This window comes from Bradyrhizobium sp. CCBAU 51627, assembly GCF_028128765.1.
In the GTDB taxonomy this organism is placed as follows: domain Bacteria; phylum Pseudomonadota; class Alphaproteobacteria; order Rhizobiales; family Xanthobacteraceae; genus Bradyrhizobium.
Map to the genome: position 1 here is coordinate 198,489 of NZ_LBJG01000089.1, position 17,098 is coordinate 215,586.

A 17,098-nucleotide genomic window follows, 5' to 3' on the forward strand; every position below is an offset into this window, starting at 1 on the left:
ACCGGGAAAGAGAAAGCCCCCGAAACGCAAGAAGCGCGACAGCCCTTCGGCCATCGCGCTTCCTGCGCACATCGGAGGCTTGCGAAAGAGCTTACGCCGCGTCGGCGTCGGCCTCGGCGGCCGGTGCCGGCTTGGGCCGGCGGGGCAGCGGGAAGGCTTCGCTCTCATAGAGGGAGCGGATGCCGTTCTGGTCGAAGCGGGCTTCCTCGACCTGCAAATAGGCGCCGTTCAGCGAATCCGTCGGCAACTGCTCCATCGCGAATTGCACAGCCTCGGCCGCGGTGCCGAACCGGCGATAGGTGAAGCCCGCACGCTTCTTCTTGCGGATGGCGGCGGGGAAGAGCTCGGCGGAAGTGTTGAAGTTGAACGGACGCAGTGGACGCATGGTCAAAGACCTCGTGATCTTCTCTGGGGCTTTAAGCGCGTGGGGTTTGGGAGGGCAGGGGCCGCAATCAAGCGGGCCCGCCGCATGTCATTTTCGCCCCCTAATATAGGCCGATTTGACAGAAATGCGACCCCTGCGATGGAAGATGATGAATCCGTGCATGGCAGCCCCGCAGGGGAAATAAATCAAGTAATTTCAATTAATTACATGATTAAAGCTTGCCGACAAGCAGCAGGACGATCAGCACCACCAGAACGACGCCGCCGATCCCCATGCCGGAATGGCCCATGCCATAGCCATAGCCGCCGAACCGGCCGGACAGCCCGCCCAGCAGATAGATGATCACCAGGATGATCAGGATGGTCCCGAGTGTCATGGCATCCTCCCTGGCGGCCGCCGGATTGCGCTCAACGGCTGCACCGCCAGACAAGAAAAGCATATCGGGCCGCCGGGTTCCATGGCGGAACCCGGCGGCACGCAACCTTATTTCGGCTCCAGCTTCAGCGCCGCCGAATTGATGCAGTAGCGCAGGCCGGTCGGCCCCGGTCCGTCGGGGAAGACGTGGCCGAGATGGCCGCTGCATTTGGAGCAGAGCACCTCGGTGCGGATCATGCCGTGACTCATGTCCCGCTCCTCGTCGATATGGCTCTCGACGGCGGGCGCGGTGAAGCTCGGCCAGCCGCAGCCGGAATCGAACTTGGTATCGGACTCGAACAGCACATTGCCGCAGCCGGCGCAGACATAGGTGCCGGCACGATGGTCGTGCTCATATTCGCCCGAGAAAGGACGTTCGGTCGCCTTCTCGCGCAGCACGGCGTACTGCATCGGCGTCAATTCGCGGCGCCACTGCTCTTCGCTCTTGATGACCTTGTCGGTGGTTCTTGCCTTGGTGTCGGGCATGGGTCTCCCGTAGTTTCTGATGGTCTTGGTTTCAGTTGGTGGCCTTGCTGGCACTCACCAGCGTCGGCTTCTCGATGTAGTTATCCGCGAACAGCTTTTTCAGGTTCTCGACCTTCGGGATGTCGTTGTAGGCGATGTAGGGCTGGTTCGGGTGCAGCGTCAGATAGTCCTGATGGTACGCCTCGGCCGGATAGAACGCGTCCAGCGTCCCCACCTTGGTTACGATCGGCCTGCTGAACACCTTGGCGGCGTCGAGCTGGGCGATATAGGCCTCCGCGATCTTCTTCTGCTCGTCCGATGTGGTGAAGATCGCCGAGCGATATTGCGTGCCGGTGTCCGGTCCCTGGCGGTTGAGCTGGGTCGGGTCGTGCGCCACCGAGAAGTAGATCTGGAGGATCTTGCCGTAGGAGATCTTCTTCGGATCGAACTTGATCTCGACCGACTCGGCGTGGCCGGTTCGGCCGGTCGAGACGGTCTGGTAATCGGCGGTCGCCTTGGTGCCGCCGGCATAGCCGGAGACGGCGTTGACGACGCCGGCCGTGTGCTGGAACACGCCCTGCACGCCCCAGAAGCATCCGCCGGCGACCACTGCGGTCTGGATGCCGCTCGCGGGTGCCGCATCCACGGCAGGAGCGGGGATCACGACGGCGTCTTCCGCGGCAAGAGCTGGTGCGGCAAAGCCCAGCGACAAGGCGGCGGTGGCGGCGAGCAGGGACAGGACGGAGCGGCGCATGGCGGGTCCTCTTTCGAAAGGCCTGATAGTCTAGGGCGGTTGAGGGCGGGCGAACAGCCCGCCCGGTATTTTCAGATACCGGAGATACGGACCGACCGGGCGATTGTTACGGACGGAGAGACACGACTCCGTGAAGAACCCTGCAGCCACCGGCCGGCTTGGCGGAGTGGGGAACTCCGGGCCGGATGAATCGGCGAGGGGTGCGACGGTGGAGCTTGAATCTCCGCTGTCGTCCCGGCGAAGGCGCGCTCTTGCCCACCCCACGGGAGCGCAATTCTAAACGACGATACTCAGCCGCTTCGCCGCACGCGTGATCCCGGTGTACAGCCACCGCTGCCGCGAGTCCTGAAACGCAAAGCTCTCGTCGAACAGCACGACGTCGTCCCACTGCGAGCCTTGCGACTTGTGCACGGTCAGCACGTAGCCGTAGTCGAACTCGTCATAGGGCTTGCGCTGCTCCCAGGCGATCTGCTCGACGCCGCCCTCGAAGCAATCGGCGCGCACTGAGACCTTCGTGACCTTGTGACCGAAATCCTCGTCCGGCGAGAGTCGCATCGAGAGGATGCGCGATTTCGAGCGCGAGGTGTTGCGCGACTTCACGCGCCACAGGCCGCCGTTGAACAGGCCCTTCTTGCGGTTGTTGCGCAGGCACACCAGCTTGTCGCCGGCGACCGGAAAGGTATCCTCGATGTTCTGGCGCTGGCGCACCCGCATGTTGTAGGCGCGGCGCGTGTTGTTGCGGCCGACCAGCACCTGGTCGGCGCCCATGACGCGATCGGGATCAAGCTCCTTGCGCGATACCACCTCGCTCTCGCCATAGCGGCCGATGTCGAGCTCGCGGCCCTCGCGGACGTCCATCGACATCCGCACGATCGGATCGTCCTGGGCCTGGCGGTGCACTTCGGTGAGCATCGCATCCGGTTCGGTGTTGGTGAAGAAGCCACCGCCCTGGATCGGCGGCAGCTGCGCGGGATCGCCGAGCACCAGCAGCGGACAATCGAACGACATCAGGTCGCGGCCGAGCTCGGCGTCGACCATCGAGCATTCGTCGATCACGATCAGCTTCGCCTTCGAGGCCGGCGCGTCGTCCCACAATTCAAAGCTCGGCTGCTCCTCGCCGGATTCGCGGGCGCGGTAGATCAGCGAGTGGATGGTGGAGGCTTCGTCGCAGCCCTTGTTGCGCATGACGAGAGCCGCCTTGCCGGTGAACGCGGCAAACTTCACCTCGCCGTCGACGCCTTCGGCGATGTGCCGCGCCAGCGTGGTCTTGCCGGTGCCGGCAAAGCCGAACAGGCGAAAGATCGGCGGAGTGCCGTTCCGGCCGGGCTTGGCCTTGAGCCAGTCGCCGACGGCCTTGAGAGCAGCATCCTGATGCGGTGTGAAAGTGGCCATGTCTGTCTTGAGGAAGGACGGAATCGAGGCGATTCGTCGTCTCTCAAGTTAACCATTCGACCCGCCCTTTCAAGGCAGATGCGAGCTCGCAGCTCGATGCGGGCGAGGTCTCCGTTCGTCGTTCTTCCGCAGTCCCGCCCGTCCCGTCAGTGCAGAGACGAAGGTCGGGTAAACGCCTGCTTTGATTAATGCAATTTTTGCGCGACGCCGATGCGCAGCTGAATTGCGTCCCGGGCACGAGCGCGATGGGCAGTTGATCTAGCGCAATGAGATCTGGACGGCACAAACTATGTTCTACAGCGGTGACAATGGCGTCGACCGAGATGCGCCTGATGGGGCGCATTCTGCTGGACAATTCCTGAAGTGGGTCTGCCCGCGGGGATTCGGATATGCCGAGACCAATGTCACGACGCTCACTGTTCTCTGCCGTTCTGCCTTTTTCATCCGGCCGCGACACGCTTGCGCCGCAGCTGGAGAAGTCGCGCGCCGAACAGGTGGCGACCGTCTCCAGTGCGAATGCCTGCGTCGAAAGACACGGCGTGGTCTGTCGGCGCTGCGTCGAAGCCTGCGAAAGATCTGCCATCCGCATTCTCGCACGCGAGGGCCTCGGCGCCGTCATCGATGATGCGGCGTGCACGGGCTGCGGCGATTGCATCCCGGTCTGTCCGGTCGAAGCCATCGCGCTCGCGCCGCGGGATCGGATCGAGCTGGTCTCCGAACTTGCAAACATGGTCGTGCACAATGGCTGAAGTCACCAACATCTGTGGCGTGGCCGTCTATCTCGCGCCGGACGCCGGGAGGAATCTGACCGACCGGATCCTGGCGCTGCCCGGCGTCGAGCTGGAGGCCGCATCCGGCGAGAACAGGCTTGCGCTGACTGTTGTCGACACGCCGGCCTCGCTGGCGATCGACCAGATCGCGGCGATGCATCGCCTGCCCGGCGTCGTCGCCGCCTCCCTGATCTTTCATGCCTTCGACGCGCCCGACGACGAGAGCGCGAGCGGGACCGAGGCAGCCGCCTGCTGCGGCGGCCACTGCCAGAATTCCGGCGCGCACGCGCGCGCTTCCGCAATCTGAGATTCGTTGAGCCGGAGAGACCGACGATGGTTACGAAACTGACGAACGGGAATGAAGCGACGGCAACCCGCCGCGACGCGCTGAAGGCAGCCGCTGCGGTTGCTGCCGCGTCGACGATCGGCGTCACGCTGACGGATACGGCCGCCGCACAGCCCGGCAAGACCGACGGCATTCGCTGGGACAAGGGCGTCTGCCGCTTCTGCGGCACCGGTTGCGGCGTGATCGTCGGCACCAAGAACGGCAGGGTCGTGGCCACGCAAGGCGATCCCGATGCGCCGGTCAATCGCGGCCTCAACTGCATCAAGGGCTACTTCCTGTCGAAGATCATGTACGGCGAGGACCGGTTGACCCAGCCGATGCTGCGCATGAAGAACGGCAAGTTCGACAAGAACGGCGAGTTCGCGCCGATCTCCTGGGACGACGCTTTCAAGCTCATGGCCGAGAAGTGGAAGGCGGCGTTGAAGGCCGGTGGTCCTTCGACCATCGGCATGTTCGGCTCGGGCCAGTGGACCATCTGGGAAGGCTATGCGGCGGCCAAGCTCCACAAGGCCGGCTTCCGCACCAACAACCTGGATCCGAATGCGCGCCACTGCATGGCGTCGGCCGTCACCGGCTTCATGCGCACCTTCGGCATCGACGAGCCGATGGGCTGCTACGACGACCTCGAGCACGCCGATGCGTTCGTGCTCTGGGGCTCGAACATGGCGGAGATGCATCCGATCCTGTGGTCGCGGCTGACCGACCGCCGCCTCACCCACGAGGGCTGCGAAGTTCACGTGCTCTCCACCTTCGAGCACCGTTCGTTCGAGCTCGCCGACAATCCGCTGGTGTTCACGCCGCAGAGCGATCTGGCGATCCTCAATTACATCCAGAACTACATCGTCAATTCCGGCGCGATGAACAAGGAGTTCGTCGACAAGCACGTCGAGTTCGCCTCCACCGTGACCGACATCGGCTACGGACTGCGTCCGACGCACGCGCTCGAGATCAAGGCGGTCAACGCCGCGCACAAGGCCGGCAAGGACGGCGCGCTCGATCCGGCCGGCTTCAAGGACAAGATCGGCCTCGAGGAATACAAGAAGCTGCTCGAGCCCTACACGCTCGATTACGCTCACAAGATGTCGGGCGTGCCGAAGGAGAATCTGGAGCGGCTCGCCAAGCTCTACGCGGACCCGAAGAAGAAGATCGTCTCCTACTGGACGATGGGCTTCAACCAGCATGCGCGCGGCACGTGGGTCAACAACATGATCTACAACGTGCACTTGCTGGTCGGTAAGATCTCCGAGCCCGGCAACGGCCCGTTCTCGCTGACTGGCCAGCCCTCGGCCTGCGGTACCGCGCGCGAGGTCGGCACTTTCGCGCATCGCCTGCCGGCCGATCTGGTCGTTACCAACCCGAAGCATCGCGAGACCGCCGAGAAGGTGTGGCAGCTGCCCGAAGGCACCATCCCTGCGAACATCGGCTACCACGCCGTGCTGCAGAACCGGATGCTGAAGGACGGCAAGCTGAATGCCTATTGGGTCCAGTGCAACAACAACATGCAGACCGGCGCCAACATGAACGAGGAGGGCTATCCCGGCTACCGCAATCCAGCCGCCTTCGTCGTGGTCTCCGATCCCTATCCGACCGTGACCACGCTGGCCGCGGACCTCATTCTGCCGACCGCGATGTGGATGGAAAAGGAAGGCGCCTATGGCAACGCCGAGCGCCGCACCCAATTCTGGCGGCAGCAAGTCAAGGCGCCGGGCGAGGCGCGTTCGGACCTCTGGCAGCTGATCGAGTTCTCCAAATACTTCAGGGTCGAGGAGGTCTGGCCGGAGGAGCTGATCGCCAAGAAGCCCGAACTGCGCGGCAAGACCCTGTACGACGTGCTCTACGCCAATGGCGAGGTCAACCAGTTCCCGATCACCGAATGCCAGAAGGGTTTCGACAACTCCGAGAGCGCGGCGTTCGGCTTCTACGTGCAGAAGGGCCTGTTCGAGGAATACGCGAAGTTCGGCCGCGGTCATGGCCACGACCTCGCGGACTTCGAGCAGTATCATCAGGCGCGCGGGTTGCGTTGGCCTGTCGTCAACAACAAGGAGACGCTCTGGCGCTTCCGCGAGGGCTACGATCCCTACGTCAAGCCGGGCGAGGGCGTCTCGTTCTACGGCAAGCCGGACAACAAGGCGCGCATCATCTTCTGCCCGTTCGAGCCGGCGGCCGAAACGCCCGACAAGGATTTCGATCTGTGGCTGTGCACCGGTCGCGTGCTGGAGCACTGGCATTCCGGCTCGATGACGCGCCGCGTGCCGGAGCTGCACCGGGCCGTGCCGGCAGCGACGCTGTTCATGCATCCGGACGACGCGGCCGAGCGCAAGCTCCTGCGCGGCCAGCCGGTGAAGATCCAGACGCGGCGCGGCGAGGTGGTCACGCGGGTCGAGACCAAGGGCCGCAACAAGCCGCCGCGGGGGCTCGTCTACTTCCCGTTCTTCGATGAAAACCAGCTCGCCAATCAGCTCACGCTGGATGCGACCTGTCCGATCTCGAAGGAGACCGACTACAAGAAGTGCGCCTGCCGCGTGACGTCGGCCTAAACCCTCGATGGACGAGCCATGTCGGATCCGAACTCAAGCATCCCGCGTGATCCGCGGCGCCGCAAGGCGCTGCAGGACATGACACGCTTCGGCGGCGGCGCAGCCGTCGCCGCGACGATGCTGACGGCATTCGGCGTGTCGTCGCGGGCGAGGCCCGCGCAGACGCTGCGGCCTCCGGGCGCGCTGTCCGAGAAGGATTTCCTGGCGGCCTGCGTCCGCTGCGGCCTTTGCGTCCGCGACTGTCCCTACGACACCCTGAAGCTCGCGGACTGGGCCGACGGTCCGGCCGTCGGCACGCCGTTCTTCCAGGCGCGCAACGTCCCGTGCGAGATGTGCGACACGATTCCCTGCGTCAAGGCGTGCCCGACCGGTGCGCTCGATCATGCGCTGACGGACATCGCCAAGGCCAAGATGGGCGTTGCCGTCATCACCAGCCGCGAGACCTGTCTGAACCTGCAGGGCCTGCGCTGCGACGTCTGCTACCGGGTGTGCCCGGCGATCGACAAGGCGATCACGCTCGAGCTTTCGCACAATGCCCGCACCACCAAGCATGCGATCTTCGAGCCGGTCATTCACGCCGAATACTGCACCGGCTGCGGCAAATGCGAGAAATCGTGCGTGCTGACCGACGCCGCGATCAAGGTGCTGCCGGTCGAGGTCGCCGCCTTGAAGCAGGATGAGCACTACAAGCGTGGCTGGGAAGAAAAGGCCAAGGCCGGCGGAGCTCTCGTCGATGCGCCGCTCAAGCTGCCGGTGCGCAGGCCCGAGGGAGGCGCGCCATGACCGCAAACGTCAGACCCTATGTCGAGGCGCGCGCGGCGAAGGGGCTTTGGGCCGCCTCGCGGTTCCTCGTGCTGCGGCGGACCAGCCAGCTGTTCTTCCTGGCGCTGTTCCTGTCCGGGCCGCTGCTGGGCATTTGGATCGCAAAGGGCACGCTGGCCTCATCGATGACGCTCGGCACGCTGCCGTTGACCGATCCGTTCGTCTTCCTGCAGTCGCTGGCGGCGCGGCATTGGCCCGAGGGCCTTTCGGCAACAGGCGCGGCGATCGTGCTCGCCTGCTATCTGCTGGTCGGCGGCCGCACCTATTGCTCCTGGGTCTGCCCCGTCAATCCGGTGACTGATCTTGCGGCGTGGCTGAGGCGGCGCCTCGGCATCACTGTCACGGCCAAGGTCCGTCCGAACCTCAGGCTCTATTTCGTCGGCGCAGTGCTTGCGGCCTCCGTGCTGTCGGGCTCGATCGCCTGGGAGCTGATCAATCCGGTGACGGCGCTGCATCGCGCGCTGGTCTTCGGCCTCTGGTTCGGCGCCGGCGGCACGCTGGCGATCTTCGTGTTCGATCTCCTGGTCGCCAAGCACGGCTGGTGCGGTCATCTCTGCCCCGTCGGCGCGTTCTACGGCCAGATCGGCAAGGTCGCGCTGCTGCGCGTCACCGCCGACAACCGCGCCGCCTGCAACGACTGCATGGATTGCTTCGCGGTCTGTCCGGAGTCGCATGTCATCAGCCCCGCGCTCAGGGGCGAGCGCACCGGCGCGCCGCCGGTCATCACCGCGGGCGATTGCACGGTTTGCGGCGCCTGCATCGACGTCTGCTCCAAGCAAGTCTTCCACCTTGGTCTGCGCGGTCGCAATGCCGTGCGGCCGGAATCTTCCATGACCGCGCCGGTGCCAGCGGCGCGCGTCGTCACTTCCCAGCCGGCCGCCCTTGAAAGGGACCTCCCATGACGTTTGTTCGACTGATTCCGTTGCTCGCGGCCACGGCCGTCGTTCTCGCCATTCCGTTCGCTGTGTCGGAGCCGCTCGCGCAGGAAGCCAAGCCGGTGAAGGCGCTGCGTGAAGCCCCTCTGACCGAAATGTCGGCGCCGCCCGATGTGACCAAGCAGTCCGTGCCGGCCGGCGGCTTCGACCGCGCCTATCGTCAGCAGCCGCCGCTGATCCCGCACAAGATCGATGGCTACCAGATCACCACCCAGAACAATGCCTGCATGGGCTGTCATGATTGGCCGGGCAATACCCGCGTCAACGCGCCGAAGATCTCGGAAACGCATTACGTCGACCGCCAGGGCGTGCGGCTCGATAAGGTCGCAGGCACCCGCTATTTCTGCCAGCAATGCCACGTGCCGCAGGCCGACGCGAAGCCGCTGGTCGGCAACATCTTCCAGAACGCGACGCAGGCGAAGTGAGGCCGATATGCAGGACAGCAGCACTTCTGCCGCAATCGCAGCAGCGCAGCCGGGGCGTTTGAAGCGGCTATGGCGCTGGTTCTTCTCGCCGACGGCGCGCTATGCCTGGGGACTGATCGTCATCGTCGCGTTCGCCGCCGGCGTCGTGTTCTGGGGCGGCTTCAACTGGGCGATGGAGATGACGAACAACGAGCAGTTCTGCACCTCCTGCCACGAGATGAAGGACAACGTGTTTCTCGAATATCGCAACACGGTCCACTATTCGAACCGCACCGGCGTCCGCGCCAGCTGTCCGGACTGTCATGTGCCTCATGAGTGGGGACACAAGGTCGTCCGCAAGATCCAGGCCTCCAACGAGGTGCTTCACAAGATCCTCGGCACCATCGGCACCCCGGAGAAGTTCAACGCGCACCGCATCGAGCTTGCCCGCAGTGTCTGGCGCGGCATGAAGACGACCGACTCGCGCGAGTGCCGCAACTGTCACAAGTTCGACCACATGGAGTATTCGGCGCAGGAGCCGCGCGCCTCCAAGCTGCACCAGACGGCGTTCGCGCAAGGCAAGACCTGCATCGATTGCCACCAGGGCATCGCGCACAAGCTGCCGCCCAAGGCGCAGGAAGAGTATCGCGACATGCTCGATCATATCGACGAGGTCGGCCCTGTGCAGCGCATGATCGACTTCCTCCAGAACGCCGACGTTGCCAAGGCGAAGGCGGCGCGGTGATGGATAGATTTGCGCAGGGCCTTGATGCGGCGGAGGGCGCGGCGGGACACTCCGCGGCGCTGTGTGTTGCCCTGGTCTATGATTCAAGTGCCGACCTGAACCGCTGGTTCGCCGGCCTCGTCGCCGAGCTTCGCCGCTCGGGCAAGAGTCTCGCCGGGCTGATCCAGGAGGACGTGCCGCAGGCGAGCCGGTCGCGCTGCGACATGGTCTTGCACGAGCTCGCCACCGGACGGTCGATGTCGATCTCCGAAGATCTCGGCGCGGGCGCCATCTCCTGCCGCCTCTCGACGCCACGGCTGCTCGAGGCGGCACAAGCGGTCGAAGCCCGGCTCGCCGACGCCGAAATCGTCTTCCTCAACAAGTTCGGCAAGGCCGAGGCGGAAGGCGGCGGGCTGCGCGATCTGATCGCTCATTGCATCGAGTCCGGCAAGAGCCTCGTCATCGGCGTTCCCCGCGGCAATCTGCAAGCCTGGACCGAATTCTGTGGCGAATTCTTCAGGACAATGGAGGCGATGCCGCAGCCGCCTCAGGAAGCGATTGCCGCGCTTGCCGCTCTGCTCGGTCAGCCGCCGGCCGACGGCGAGCATCTGCACGTGATCTGACGCCGCGTTGCGGATCCGGATGTTCGTCTTCCACGCCGCGGAATTGCCGGTGGGTGGACAGGATCGCCTCGCTCAATAGAATACCCGCAAACAACAAGACAGTGCGGGAGAGCGACGCCATGAAGTTCGGCATCTTCTACGAGCTGCAACTGCCGCGGCCCTGGGTGGCCGGCGACGAGCTCGCGCTCTACCAGAACGCGCTGTCGCAGATGGAGCTTGCCGATCATCTCGGCTACGACCATGCCTGGGTCGTGGAGCATCACTTCCTCGAGGAATATTCGCACTCGCCCTCGCCGGAATCCTTTCTCGCAGCCGCCAGCCAGCGCACCAAGAAGATCCGCCTCGGCCACGGCATCCTCCAGCTCACCACCAACCATCCGGCGCGCGTCGCCGAGCGTGTCGCCGTGCTCGATCTGCTCAGCAACGGTCGCTGCGAATTCGGCATGGGCGAGAGCGCCTCGATCACGGAGCTGACGCCGTTCGGCCGCGACATGGAGACCAAGAAGGAGGTGTTCGAGGAGGCGGTCGCCGCGATCTTCCCGATGTTCAGGGACGCGGGCAGCGAGCACCACGGCAAGTATTTCGACATTCCCTTGCGCAACGTCGTGCCGAAGCCGGTGCAGAAGCCGCATCCGCCGCTGTGGATGGCCTGCTCGCAATTGCCGACCATCGAGCGCGCCGGCCGTCACGGTTTCGGCGCGCTCGGCTTCCAGTTCGTCAGCGCCGATGCCGCGCATGCCTGGGTGCATGCTTACTACAATGCGATGACCAAGCGGCTTACCAAGCTCGCCGACTACGAGATCAATCCGAACATGGCGCTGGTGTCGTTCTTCATGTGCGCGAAGACCGACGAGGAGGCGCGCGCCCGCGCCGACGGCGCCACCTTCTTCCAGTTCGCGCTGCGCTTCTACGGCGCCTCGCAGAATCGCCAGCGGCCCGCGCCCTACACCGTCAACATGTGGGACGAGTACATCAAGTGGAAGCGCGACAACCCGGAGGCGCAGGAGGCGGCCTTGCGCGGCGGCCTGATCGGCTCGCCCGAGACGATCCGCAGGAAGCTGAAGCGCTTCCAGTCCTCGCATATCGACCAGGTCATCCTGCTCAACCAGGCCGGCAAGAACAGCCACGAACATATCTGCGAATCGCTGGAGCTGTTCGGCCGCGAGGTGATGCCGGAGTTCCAGAACGATCCGGCGCAAGCCGCGTGGAAGCAGGCCGTGATGAGCGGCGAGATCCAGCTGGAAGAGATCGATACCGAGGCTTTTACGGATCGCTACGGCAAGCTCGCGATCAACGTCGCCCCGACGAAGGCCGCCGCAGGATAGGTTGTTCGTGAAGTCATGCTGCTGACGCAATCTCTGTCTTAGACGGCGCCAACACAAAACACTGCGTGGGAACCGCTTAAGGTTCGCACCACGGTTCCATAGCCAAGGGGTTGGCGCGAACCCGCAAAAGTCCGGTGCAAGCTTCATGAACGCAGTCGCGTTCGCTTGCGCTGTTTGCGGTGTCGGGAACCGGACGACGAAAAAATCACAGGAGTTATGATGCTATTCCGCTCGAGCGCCGCAATTTGCGGCGCCCTGGTCGCGCTTGCCGTGTCTGTTACCGTTGCCAAATGTGAAACGCGTGGGGGCCATTCAAACGCCGTCGTCGATGCCACCTCGGGGAATACGGTGGTTGGCGCGGCATCCATGTACAATCCGTTCAGGCCCGGCAAGGAGGAGGGCGGTCCGCGCACGGCCTCCGGTGAGCGTTATGATCCTTCGGCCTGGACGGCGGCCATCAAGACGAGCTTGCGCCGGAAATTCGGTGGGGTGCAATTCGGTGTGAGGCCGAAATTCGCGCTCGTCGAGGCGGTCGGCAAGAAGGTCATCGTCAAGATCAATGACGTTGGACCACTCAGGCCCGGTCGCGTCATCGATTTCAACGAGCGGACGATGCGCCATTTCGATCCAAGCCTGGAGCGCGGAGTCATCAAGGATGTAAAGGTTAGCCCGCTTGCAGGGGACGACTGGACGTTGGGGCCCGTCGGCTGAACGAGCCACGCGGTTGAGCGATAGCTATGTTGACGACTGCTGGCGATAGCTCGTAGCCGAACCTCCTTGATACCAACTTCCGGGCGACCTACAAGCTGATGGAGCAGTTCTGTGGCCAACTGCGCAAGAAGGTAAGTTCGAGCCGCGTTTAGTGCTCGCGAGCGCCTCGAGAAGCGCCGGAGCGCAATGGAACGCCGCTCCCAGGTTTTGTGCTCTGCCCTTTGCTGGTTTTTGGCGAAGGGAAAGATCGTGCGCTCCGGCACTCCGGTGGAAACGCATTCGAGAACGTTGACTTGCATCAATGTCGCCACGGTCTAAGTGGCCGGTATTGTGTCGCGTGGGAGGATTTCCGATGCGCGTACTGGCTTTGATGGTTCTGGCGATGGGTGTTGCCCTGGCAGGGCACGCGCGCGCGCAGACTTATGATCCGGCTTATCCCGTTTGCCTTTATGTCGTCCCTTGGGGAGGTGGCGCTTACTACAGATGTGCCTACTACACGATGGATCAATGCAGGGCAGATGCGAATGGTCAGATGTGCAGCCTTAACCCATATTATTCAGGTCCGCAGGCCCCAGTGATACGGACCAATCCGAGACATCATCGTTCTCCCTCACATGGTCGCGACCGATAGCACGGCCTCTCGGCCTTCCGCGAAAATCAGCTCGCTGCTATGCTGCCGCAAAACAAATCTTTGCGGAGAAGGCGATACGGTCTCGTACAGTGCCCGCTAATCCGGCGGCTGGCGATGTCGCGCTCGCGGTGCTCGCCATTGGCCGCCCCGAGGCTAGGCAATTCCGGTGCTCGTCAAAACTATGGCCCCACGCTCGCCCTCATCCTGAGGGCCCGCCAAAGGCGAGCGTCTCGAAGGATGGCCACAGGGGAATCGCTCCGATTTGCGATGACCCTGCTTCGGGCCGCGCACGCGAGGAACGAGTGGAGCGCTGAGCGTTTGATAGCGGGTGCGCGCCCTCGACTGTCGGCGCGAGCCGGGAATGAAAGCGTCGATGACACCCTCTTCTCATGAACCCGGTCTTCTCGACTGCCTCGTCATCGGAGGCGGGCCGGCGGGCCTCACCGCCGCGCTCTATCTGGCGCGCTATAAACGGTCGGTCGCCGTCTTCGATGCCGGACGCAGCCGGGCGGAATGGATCCCGAGCAGCCACAACTACCCGGGCTGCCCGTCCGGCATTTCCGGCCATGAGCTGCTTGCCTTGCTGAGGACGCAGGCGTCCTTCTACGGCATCTCGCTCATCAACGTCCACGTGGATGATCTCTCGCGAGCCGGCGAGCTCTTCGAGGCCCGCTTCGAGGGCGGCACGGCAAGGACGCGGAGCGTTCTTCTGGCCACCGGCATTGTCACAAGACTTTCGTTTGTGGCTGGCAAGGGTCCAGAACGGCTGATTATGTATCCGGCCACCAAGGGTTACCCAGCGGGGCTACGCTATGCCGAAGCGCCATTCCTCGTTGGAGAAATCAAGTACAAAGAAGGGCCGCCTGGCACATTCATCTATGTCAAGGCAACGATCATCAAAAATATCGATTTTGCGACCGCGGGGTACCTTGCAGCCAATCCGGCCTTCCCGCATCAGACAACAGCGGACCAGTTCTTCAGTCCCGATCAATTCGATGCCTATCGCTTGCTCGGCTATGAAAGCGCGCTCCGCATGATCGAGAGCTTAAAACTGACGACTACCATTACCGGGCAGACCTCGATACTAGAGGCCTACAATGAAAGTGGTTCGCTCAGCCAGCTATCTTGATCCGTCACGTCGGTGACGACACGACCCATACATGCGGCCTCTCTCGTGGCGGCATGAAGCGCGACGTCCGGGCGGCACTAGGGCTCTCAAGTCTGAAAGCCCGCCGACCTCGCGATCAGACTGCTGTGCACTCGGCTTGTGCTCACACGCACCCTAAGCCATTCGTCCCAATCGCTAGGGACAGACACCGGCTCTAGATTTCGCTAATCTGCTCTAGAGAAAAGCGAGAATCCAGGGAGCCCGCCTTGAGCACCGCGCCGCGCATCGACATCGACCCTGCCGCGTTCTGGGCCGATCCCTATCCGATGCTCGCAAAGATGCGCAAGGAGGCGCCGATCGCCTTCGTGCCGCAGCTCGGCTCGACGCTGCTGACCAGCCGCGACGACATCTCGATCTCCGAGAAGCAGATCGACGTGTTCTCCTCGCACCAGCCCGCCGGCCTGATGAACCGGCTGATGGGCCACAACATGATGCGCAAGGACGGCGAGGCGCATCAGATCGAGCGGCGCGCGATGTTTCCGACGGTGTCGCCGAAGACGGTGAAGGCGCACTGGACCGCGCTGTTCCAAGCCCATGCCGACCGCATTCTCGATGCGATCGCACCGGGGCGGATCGACTTCATGCGCGACTTCGCGCTGCCGTTCTCCGGCGAGTGCCTGAAGTCGATCACCGGTCTGACCAATATCGGCTTTGCGGATATGGATGCGTGGTCGCAGGGTATGATCGAAGGCATCGCTAATTATGGCGGCGATCCCGCGGTCGAAGCGCGCTGCCATGCCGCGACGTCGGGCATCGACGCCGCGATCGACGACATCCTGCCGGTGATGCGCAAGCGCGCGGACCAGAGCATTCTCGGCGTGCTCCTTGCCTCCGGTATGCCGATGGAGAGCGTGCGCGCCAACGTCAAGCTCTCGATCTCAGGCGGCCAGAACGAGCCGCGCAAGGCGATCGCCGGCACCGTGTGGGCGTTGCTGACCCATCCCGACCAGCTCGATCTCGTGCGCAGGCGCGAGGTGACCTGGCTGCAGGCGTTCGAGGAATATGCCCGCTGGATCTCTCCGATCGGCATGTCGCCGCGGCGGATCGCCAAGCCGTGGACCATTCGCGACGTCTCCTTCGAGCTCGATGAGCGCGTGTTCCTGATGTTCGGCTCGGCCAACCGCGACGAGACGCATTTCGAACGCGCCGATGAATTCGATGTACGGCGCGACACCTCCAAGAGCGTGGCGTTCGGCGCCGGACCGCATTTCTGCGCCGGCGCCTTCGCCTCGCGCGCGATGATCGCCGACGTCGCGCTGCCGACCGTGTTCGCACGCGCCGGCCGCATCGAGATCGCCGGCGACGAGCCGGTGCGAATCGGCGGCTGGGCGTTCCGCGGGCTGCAGAACCTGCCGGTGAGGTGGGTGCATTAGTTTACAGTGGCCTCTCGCCACAAAGGCGGTGTCATCGCCAGGCTTGACCGGGCGATCCAGTACGCCGCGGCAGTCCTCTGGAACGCTTGGCGGGGAATGACAGCGGAGGTCGTGGAGCGAGTTTGTGACCGACAGCGCCGATCGCCACGGTGCCATTCTGCCCCTGTTTTGCCCGACACGGCAACAAAAATTCGAAGAAATCGAAAATGGCTCTTCGTAGAAGACTTTGGCTACTGTGCATGGGGTTGTTTTCGCGATTTTATCGCGTGACAGCTCGAGCCCTCGATCTCGGGCCACTTTCGGCGGCGGCCGATCGTACCTAAATACAGCGGACCCCCGCTTCGGGGAGCATGCCATGAACCTAGTCCCTCGCGAGCTCATGACCGAAACTGCCGTCTCCTCCGCCGATTTCCGCGGCGCCATGCGCCATCTCACCGGCGGCGTCAGCGTCATCACCGCCGGACGGGGCAAGGACATCACCGGCATGACGGTTACGTCCGTCACCTCGCTGGCGGTCGATCCGCCGACGCTGCTGGTCAGCATCAACCGCGATGCCTCGTCCTTCCCGCTGATCCGCCGCTACGGTGCGTTCGGCGTGAATATCCTCGCTGCCGATCAGCTCGATGTCGCCGAGCGTTTTGCCGGCAAGGGGGGCCTGAAGGGGGCCGATCGTTTCGCGGGCAGCCAATGGGTGACGGCCATCTCCGGCGTGCCGCTGCTGGTCGGCGCCTTGTCCGCAGTCGATTGCGAGGTCGAGGAGATCGTCGAGCGGCACTCGCATGGCATCGTCATCGGCCGCGTCAGGACCATCGAGAACTCGGTGCGGTCGGCGGCGCTCGCCTATTGGCACGGCCAGTATGTGGCGGTGGACCAGGACGAGGACGCCGCAAGGCTCGCCGACGTCGGCGTTCCCGCTCGCAGCCGTCGCGGCGTTTGATCGCCTCGCGCTTCGGCAGGCTGGCCTTTTCCTCATCATCGCTCTAGAAGGCCTTGAGCCGTCGCGCCGCGGCGGCAATGGAGCGGAACGATGAAGCGCGTCGGGACCTGGGCCTTCTATGCCGTCGGCGCGCTCGCGATCGCCTATCTCGTGCTCTACGCCTATGCGATGTTTCGCGGCCAGCCGTTCGTGCCGGGCGATCCCATCCACATCTTCCGCAAGCCCGACGCGCCGAGCTATTCGTAGGACTCTCTTCTCGTCATGGCCGGGCTTGACGGAGTGCGGGACCCGACTAAAGCGTGATGGCATTAGGTCCGATAGCCTGAATTTTTGAGGTAGTTGGCGCATTCCTCGGAGGTGAAGGCGTCGAGTGCATGGCCGA

Annotated in this window: 20 protein-coding genes; 15 read left to right on the top strand and 5 right to left on the bottom strand. The window is 63.9% G+C overall.

The annotated features are described in order from the left end of the window. Positions 1 to 91: 91 nt before the first annotated feature. From XH88_RS34260 to XH88_RS34280, 5 genes are all read right to left on the bottom strand, one after another. On the bottom strand, positions 92 to 385 hold the full coding sequence (locus XH88_RS34260) for a hypothetical protein (protein ID WP_128964291.1): 294 nt from the start codon (positions 383 to 385) through the stop codon (positions 92 to 94). A 211-nt stretch (positions 386 to 596) separates the two neighbouring features. Further along, positions 597 to 761, bottom strand: coding sequence for a DUF3309 family protein (locus tag XH88_RS34265; protein ID WP_271672605.1), 165 nt, complete (start codon positions 759 to 761; stop codon positions 597 to 599). A 107-nt stretch (positions 762 to 868) separates the two neighbouring features. Further along, complete coding sequence (gene msrB / locus XH88_RS34270) at positions 869 to 1,285, bottom strand: peptide-methionine (R)-S-oxide reductase MsrB (RefSeq protein WP_271672606.1); 417 nt, start codon at positions 1,283 to 1,285, stop codon at positions 869 to 871. Between the two features lie 31 nt (positions 1,286 to 1,316). Then, positions 1,317 to 2,018, bottom strand: a complete 702-nt coding sequence (msrA, locus tag XH88_RS34275; protein ID WP_271672607.1) for a peptide-methionine (S)-S-oxide reductase MsrA — start codon at positions 2,016 to 2,018, stop codon at positions 1,317 to 1,319. A gap of 276 nt (positions 2,019 to 2,294) precedes the next feature. Continuing rightward, on the bottom strand, positions 2,295 to 3,410 hold the full coding sequence (locus XH88_RS34280; protein ID WP_271672608.1) for an ATP-dependent DNA helicase: 1,116 nt from the start codon (positions 3,408 to 3,410) through the stop codon (positions 2,295 to 2,297). 401 nt (positions 3,411 to 3,811) lie between these two features. Between XH88_RS34280 and XH88_RS34285 the strand changes: the two genes are divergently transcribed. The 15 genes from XH88_RS34285 to XH88_RS34355 all read left to right on the top strand — a co-directional run bounded on the left by XH88_RS34285 (position 3,812) and on the right by XH88_RS34355 (position 16,962). Further along, positions 3,812 to 4,159, top strand: a complete 348-nt coding sequence (locus XH88_RS34285; RefSeq protein ID WP_271672609.1) for a 4Fe-4S dicluster domain-containing protein — start codon at positions 3,812 to 3,814, stop codon at positions 4,157 to 4,159. Beyond that, positions 4,152 to 4,487 (top strand): chaperone NapD, encoded by a 336-nt coding sequence (locus tag XH88_RS34290; protein WP_271672610.1) that lies wholly within the window; start codon positions 4,152 to 4,154, stop codon positions 4,485 to 4,487. The genes XH88_RS34285 and XH88_RS34290 overlap by 8 nt, the downstream gene beginning before the upstream one ends. A gap of 26 nt (positions 4,488 to 4,513) precedes the next feature. Next, a complete protein-coding gene (gene napA, locus XH88_RS34295) occupies positions 4,514 to 7,063 on the top strand; it encodes a nitrate reductase catalytic subunit NapA (protein WP_271672611.1) in 2,550 nt (849 codons plus the stop codon). An 18-nt stretch (positions 7,064 to 7,081) separates the two neighbouring features. Then, the gene (napG, locus tag XH88_RS34300) at positions 7,082 to 7,846 is read left to right on the top strand and encodes a ferredoxin-type protein NapG (protein ID WP_271672612.1); all 765 of its coding nucleotides are present in this window, start codon (positions 7,082 to 7,084) and stop codon (positions 7,844 to 7,846) included. Beyond that, entirely contained in the window at positions 7,843 to 8,787 is a 945-nt protein-coding gene (napH, locus tag XH88_RS34305) for a quinol dehydrogenase ferredoxin subunit NapH (RefSeq protein ID WP_271672613.1), read from the top strand. Before napG ends, napH begins: the two co-directional genes overlap by 4 nt. Further along, positions 8,784 to 9,245 carry a nitrate reductase cytochrome c-type subunit gene (locus XH88_RS34310; protein ID WP_271672614.1) on the top strand — a complete coding sequence of 154 codons (462 nt, stop codon included), beginning with the start codon at positions 8,784 to 8,786 and terminating at the stop codon, positions 9,243 to 9,245. The genes napH and XH88_RS34310 overlap by 4 nt, the downstream gene beginning before the upstream one ends. Before the next feature lie 7 nt (positions 9,246 to 9,252). Further along, positions 9,253 to 9,969, top strand: coding sequence for a NapC/NirT family cytochrome c (locus tag XH88_RS34315; protein ID WP_271672615.1), 717 nt, complete (start codon positions 9,253 to 9,255; stop codon positions 9,967 to 9,969). Beyond that, positions 9,969 to 10,571 (top strand): DUF2478 domain-containing protein, encoded by a 603-nt coding sequence (locus XH88_RS34320; protein ID WP_271672616.1) that lies wholly within the window; start codon positions 9,969 to 9,971, stop codon positions 10,569 to 10,571. The genes XH88_RS34315 and XH88_RS34320 overlap by 1 nt, the downstream gene beginning before the upstream one ends. 119 nt (positions 10,572 to 10,690) lie before the next feature. Beyond that, the gene (locus tag XH88_RS34325; RefSeq protein ID WP_271672617.1) at positions 10,691 to 11,896 is read left to right on the top strand and encodes an LLM class flavin-dependent oxidoreductase; all 1,206 of its coding nucleotides are present in this window, start codon (positions 10,691 to 10,693) and stop codon (positions 11,894 to 11,896) included. 216 nt (positions 11,897 to 12,112) lie between these two features. After that, complete coding sequence (locus XH88_RS34330) at positions 12,113 to 12,607, top strand: septal ring lytic transglycosylase RlpA family protein (protein ID WP_333909279.1); 495 nt, start codon at positions 12,113 to 12,115, stop codon at positions 12,605 to 12,607. Positions 12,608 to 12,959: 352 nt separating this feature from the next. Further along, the gene (locus XH88_RS34335; protein ID WP_271672619.1) at positions 12,960 to 13,238 is read left to right on the top strand and encodes a DUF3551 domain-containing protein; all 279 of its coding nucleotides are present in this window, start codon (positions 12,960 to 12,962) and stop codon (positions 13,236 to 13,238) included. Positions 13,239 to 13,599: 361 nt separating this feature from the next. Further along, positions 13,600 to 14,367, top strand: a complete 768-nt coding sequence (locus XH88_RS34340) for an NAD(P)/FAD-dependent oxidoreductase (RefSeq protein ID WP_271672620.1) — start codon at positions 13,600 to 13,602, stop codon at positions 14,365 to 14,367. A 245-nt stretch (positions 14,368 to 14,612) separates the two neighbouring features. Beyond that, entirely contained in the window at positions 14,613 to 15,779 is a 1,167-nt protein-coding gene (locus tag XH88_RS34345; protein WP_271672621.1) for a cytochrome P450, read from the top strand. A gap of 355 nt (positions 15,780 to 16,134) precedes the next feature. After that, the gene (locus XH88_RS34350; RefSeq protein ID WP_271672622.1) at positions 16,135 to 16,716 is read left to right on the top strand and encodes a flavin reductase family protein; all 582 of its coding nucleotides are present in this window, start codon (positions 16,135 to 16,137) and stop codon (positions 16,714 to 16,716) included. A 90-nt stretch (positions 16,717 to 16,806) separates the two neighbouring features. Then, entirely contained in the window at positions 16,807 to 16,962 is a 156-nt protein-coding gene (locus tag XH88_RS34355) for a hypothetical protein (RefSeq protein ID WP_271672623.1), read from the top strand. The last annotated feature ends 136 nt before the right edge of the window (positions 16,963 to 17,098 follow it).

What these genes read in the sequence shown, in the direction of transcription:
- msrA (WP_271672607.1), bottom strand. Translation starts at nt 2,018, where the DNA reads ATGCGCCGCTCCGTCCTGTCCCTGCTCGCCGCCACCGCCGCCTTGTCG.
- napA (WP_271672611.1), top strand. Translation starts at nt 4,514, where the DNA reads ATGGTTACGAAACTGACGAACGGGAATGAAGCGACGGCAACCCGCCGC.
- XH88_RS34315 (WP_271672615.1), top strand. Translation starts at nt 9,253, where the DNA reads ATGCAGGACAGCAGCACTTCTGCCGCAATCGCAGCAGCGCAGCCGGGG.
- XH88_RS34260 (WP_128964291.1), bottom strand. Translation starts at nt 385, where the DNA reads ATGCGTCCACTGCGTCCGTTCAACTTCAACACTTCCGCCGAGCTCTTC.
- msrB (WP_271672606.1), bottom strand. Translation starts at nt 1,285, where the DNA reads ATGCCCGACACCAAGGCAAGAACCACCGACAAGGTCATCAAGAGCGAA.
- XH88_RS34335 (WP_271672619.1), top strand. Translation starts at nt 12,960, where the DNA reads ATGCGCGTACTGGCTTTGATGGTTCTGGCGATGGGTGTTGCCCTGGCA.
- XH88_RS34355 (WP_271672623.1), top strand. Translation starts at nt 16,807, where the DNA reads ATGAAGCGCGTCGGGACCTGGGCCTTCTATGCCGTCGGCGCGCTCGCG.
- XH88_RS34285 (WP_271672609.1), top strand. Translation starts at nt 3,812, where the DNA reads ATGTCACGACGCTCACTGTTCTCTGCCGTTCTGCCTTTTTCATCCGGC.
- napG (WP_271672612.1), top strand. Translation starts at nt 7,082, where the DNA reads ATGTCGGATCCGAACTCAAGCATCCCGCGTGATCCGCGGCGCCGCAAG.
- XH88_RS34330 (WP_333909279.1), top strand. Translation starts at nt 12,113, where the DNA reads ATGATGCTATTCCGCTCGAGCGCCGCAATTTGCGGCGCCCTGGTCGCG.
- XH88_RS34290 (WP_271672610.1), top strand. Translation starts at nt 4,152, where the DNA reads ATGGCTGAAGTCACCAACATCTGTGGCGTGGCCGTCTATCTCGCGCCG.
- XH88_RS34325 (WP_271672617.1), top strand. Translation starts at nt 10,691, where the DNA reads ATGAAGTTCGGCATCTTCTACGAGCTGCAACTGCCGCGGCCCTGGGTG.
- XH88_RS34310 (WP_271672614.1), top strand. Translation starts at nt 8,784, where the DNA reads ATGACGTTTGTTCGACTGATTCCGTTGCTCGCGGCCACGGCCGTCGTT.
- XH88_RS34320 (WP_271672616.1), top strand. Translation starts at nt 9,969, where the DNA reads ATGGATAGATTTGCGCAGGGCCTTGATGCGGCGGAGGGCGCGGCGGGA.
- napH (WP_271672613.1), top strand. Translation starts at nt 7,843, where the DNA reads ATGACCGCAAACGTCAGACCCTATGTCGAGGCGCGCGCGGCGAAGGGG.
- XH88_RS34280 (WP_271672608.1), bottom strand. Translation starts at nt 3,410, where the DNA reads ATGGCCACTTTCACACCGCATCAGGATGCTGCTCTCAAGGCCGTCGGC.
- XH88_RS34340 (WP_271672620.1), top strand. Translation starts at nt 13,600, where the DNA reads ATGAAAGCGTCGATGACACCCTCTTCTCATGAACCCGGTCTTCTCGAC.
- XH88_RS34265 (WP_271672605.1), bottom strand. Translation starts at nt 761, where the DNA reads ATGACACTCGGGACCATCCTGATCATCCTGGTGATCATCTATCTGCTG.
- XH88_RS34350 (WP_271672622.1), top strand. Translation starts at nt 16,135, where the DNA reads ATGAACCTAGTCCCTCGCGAGCTCATGACCGAAACTGCCGTCTCCTCC.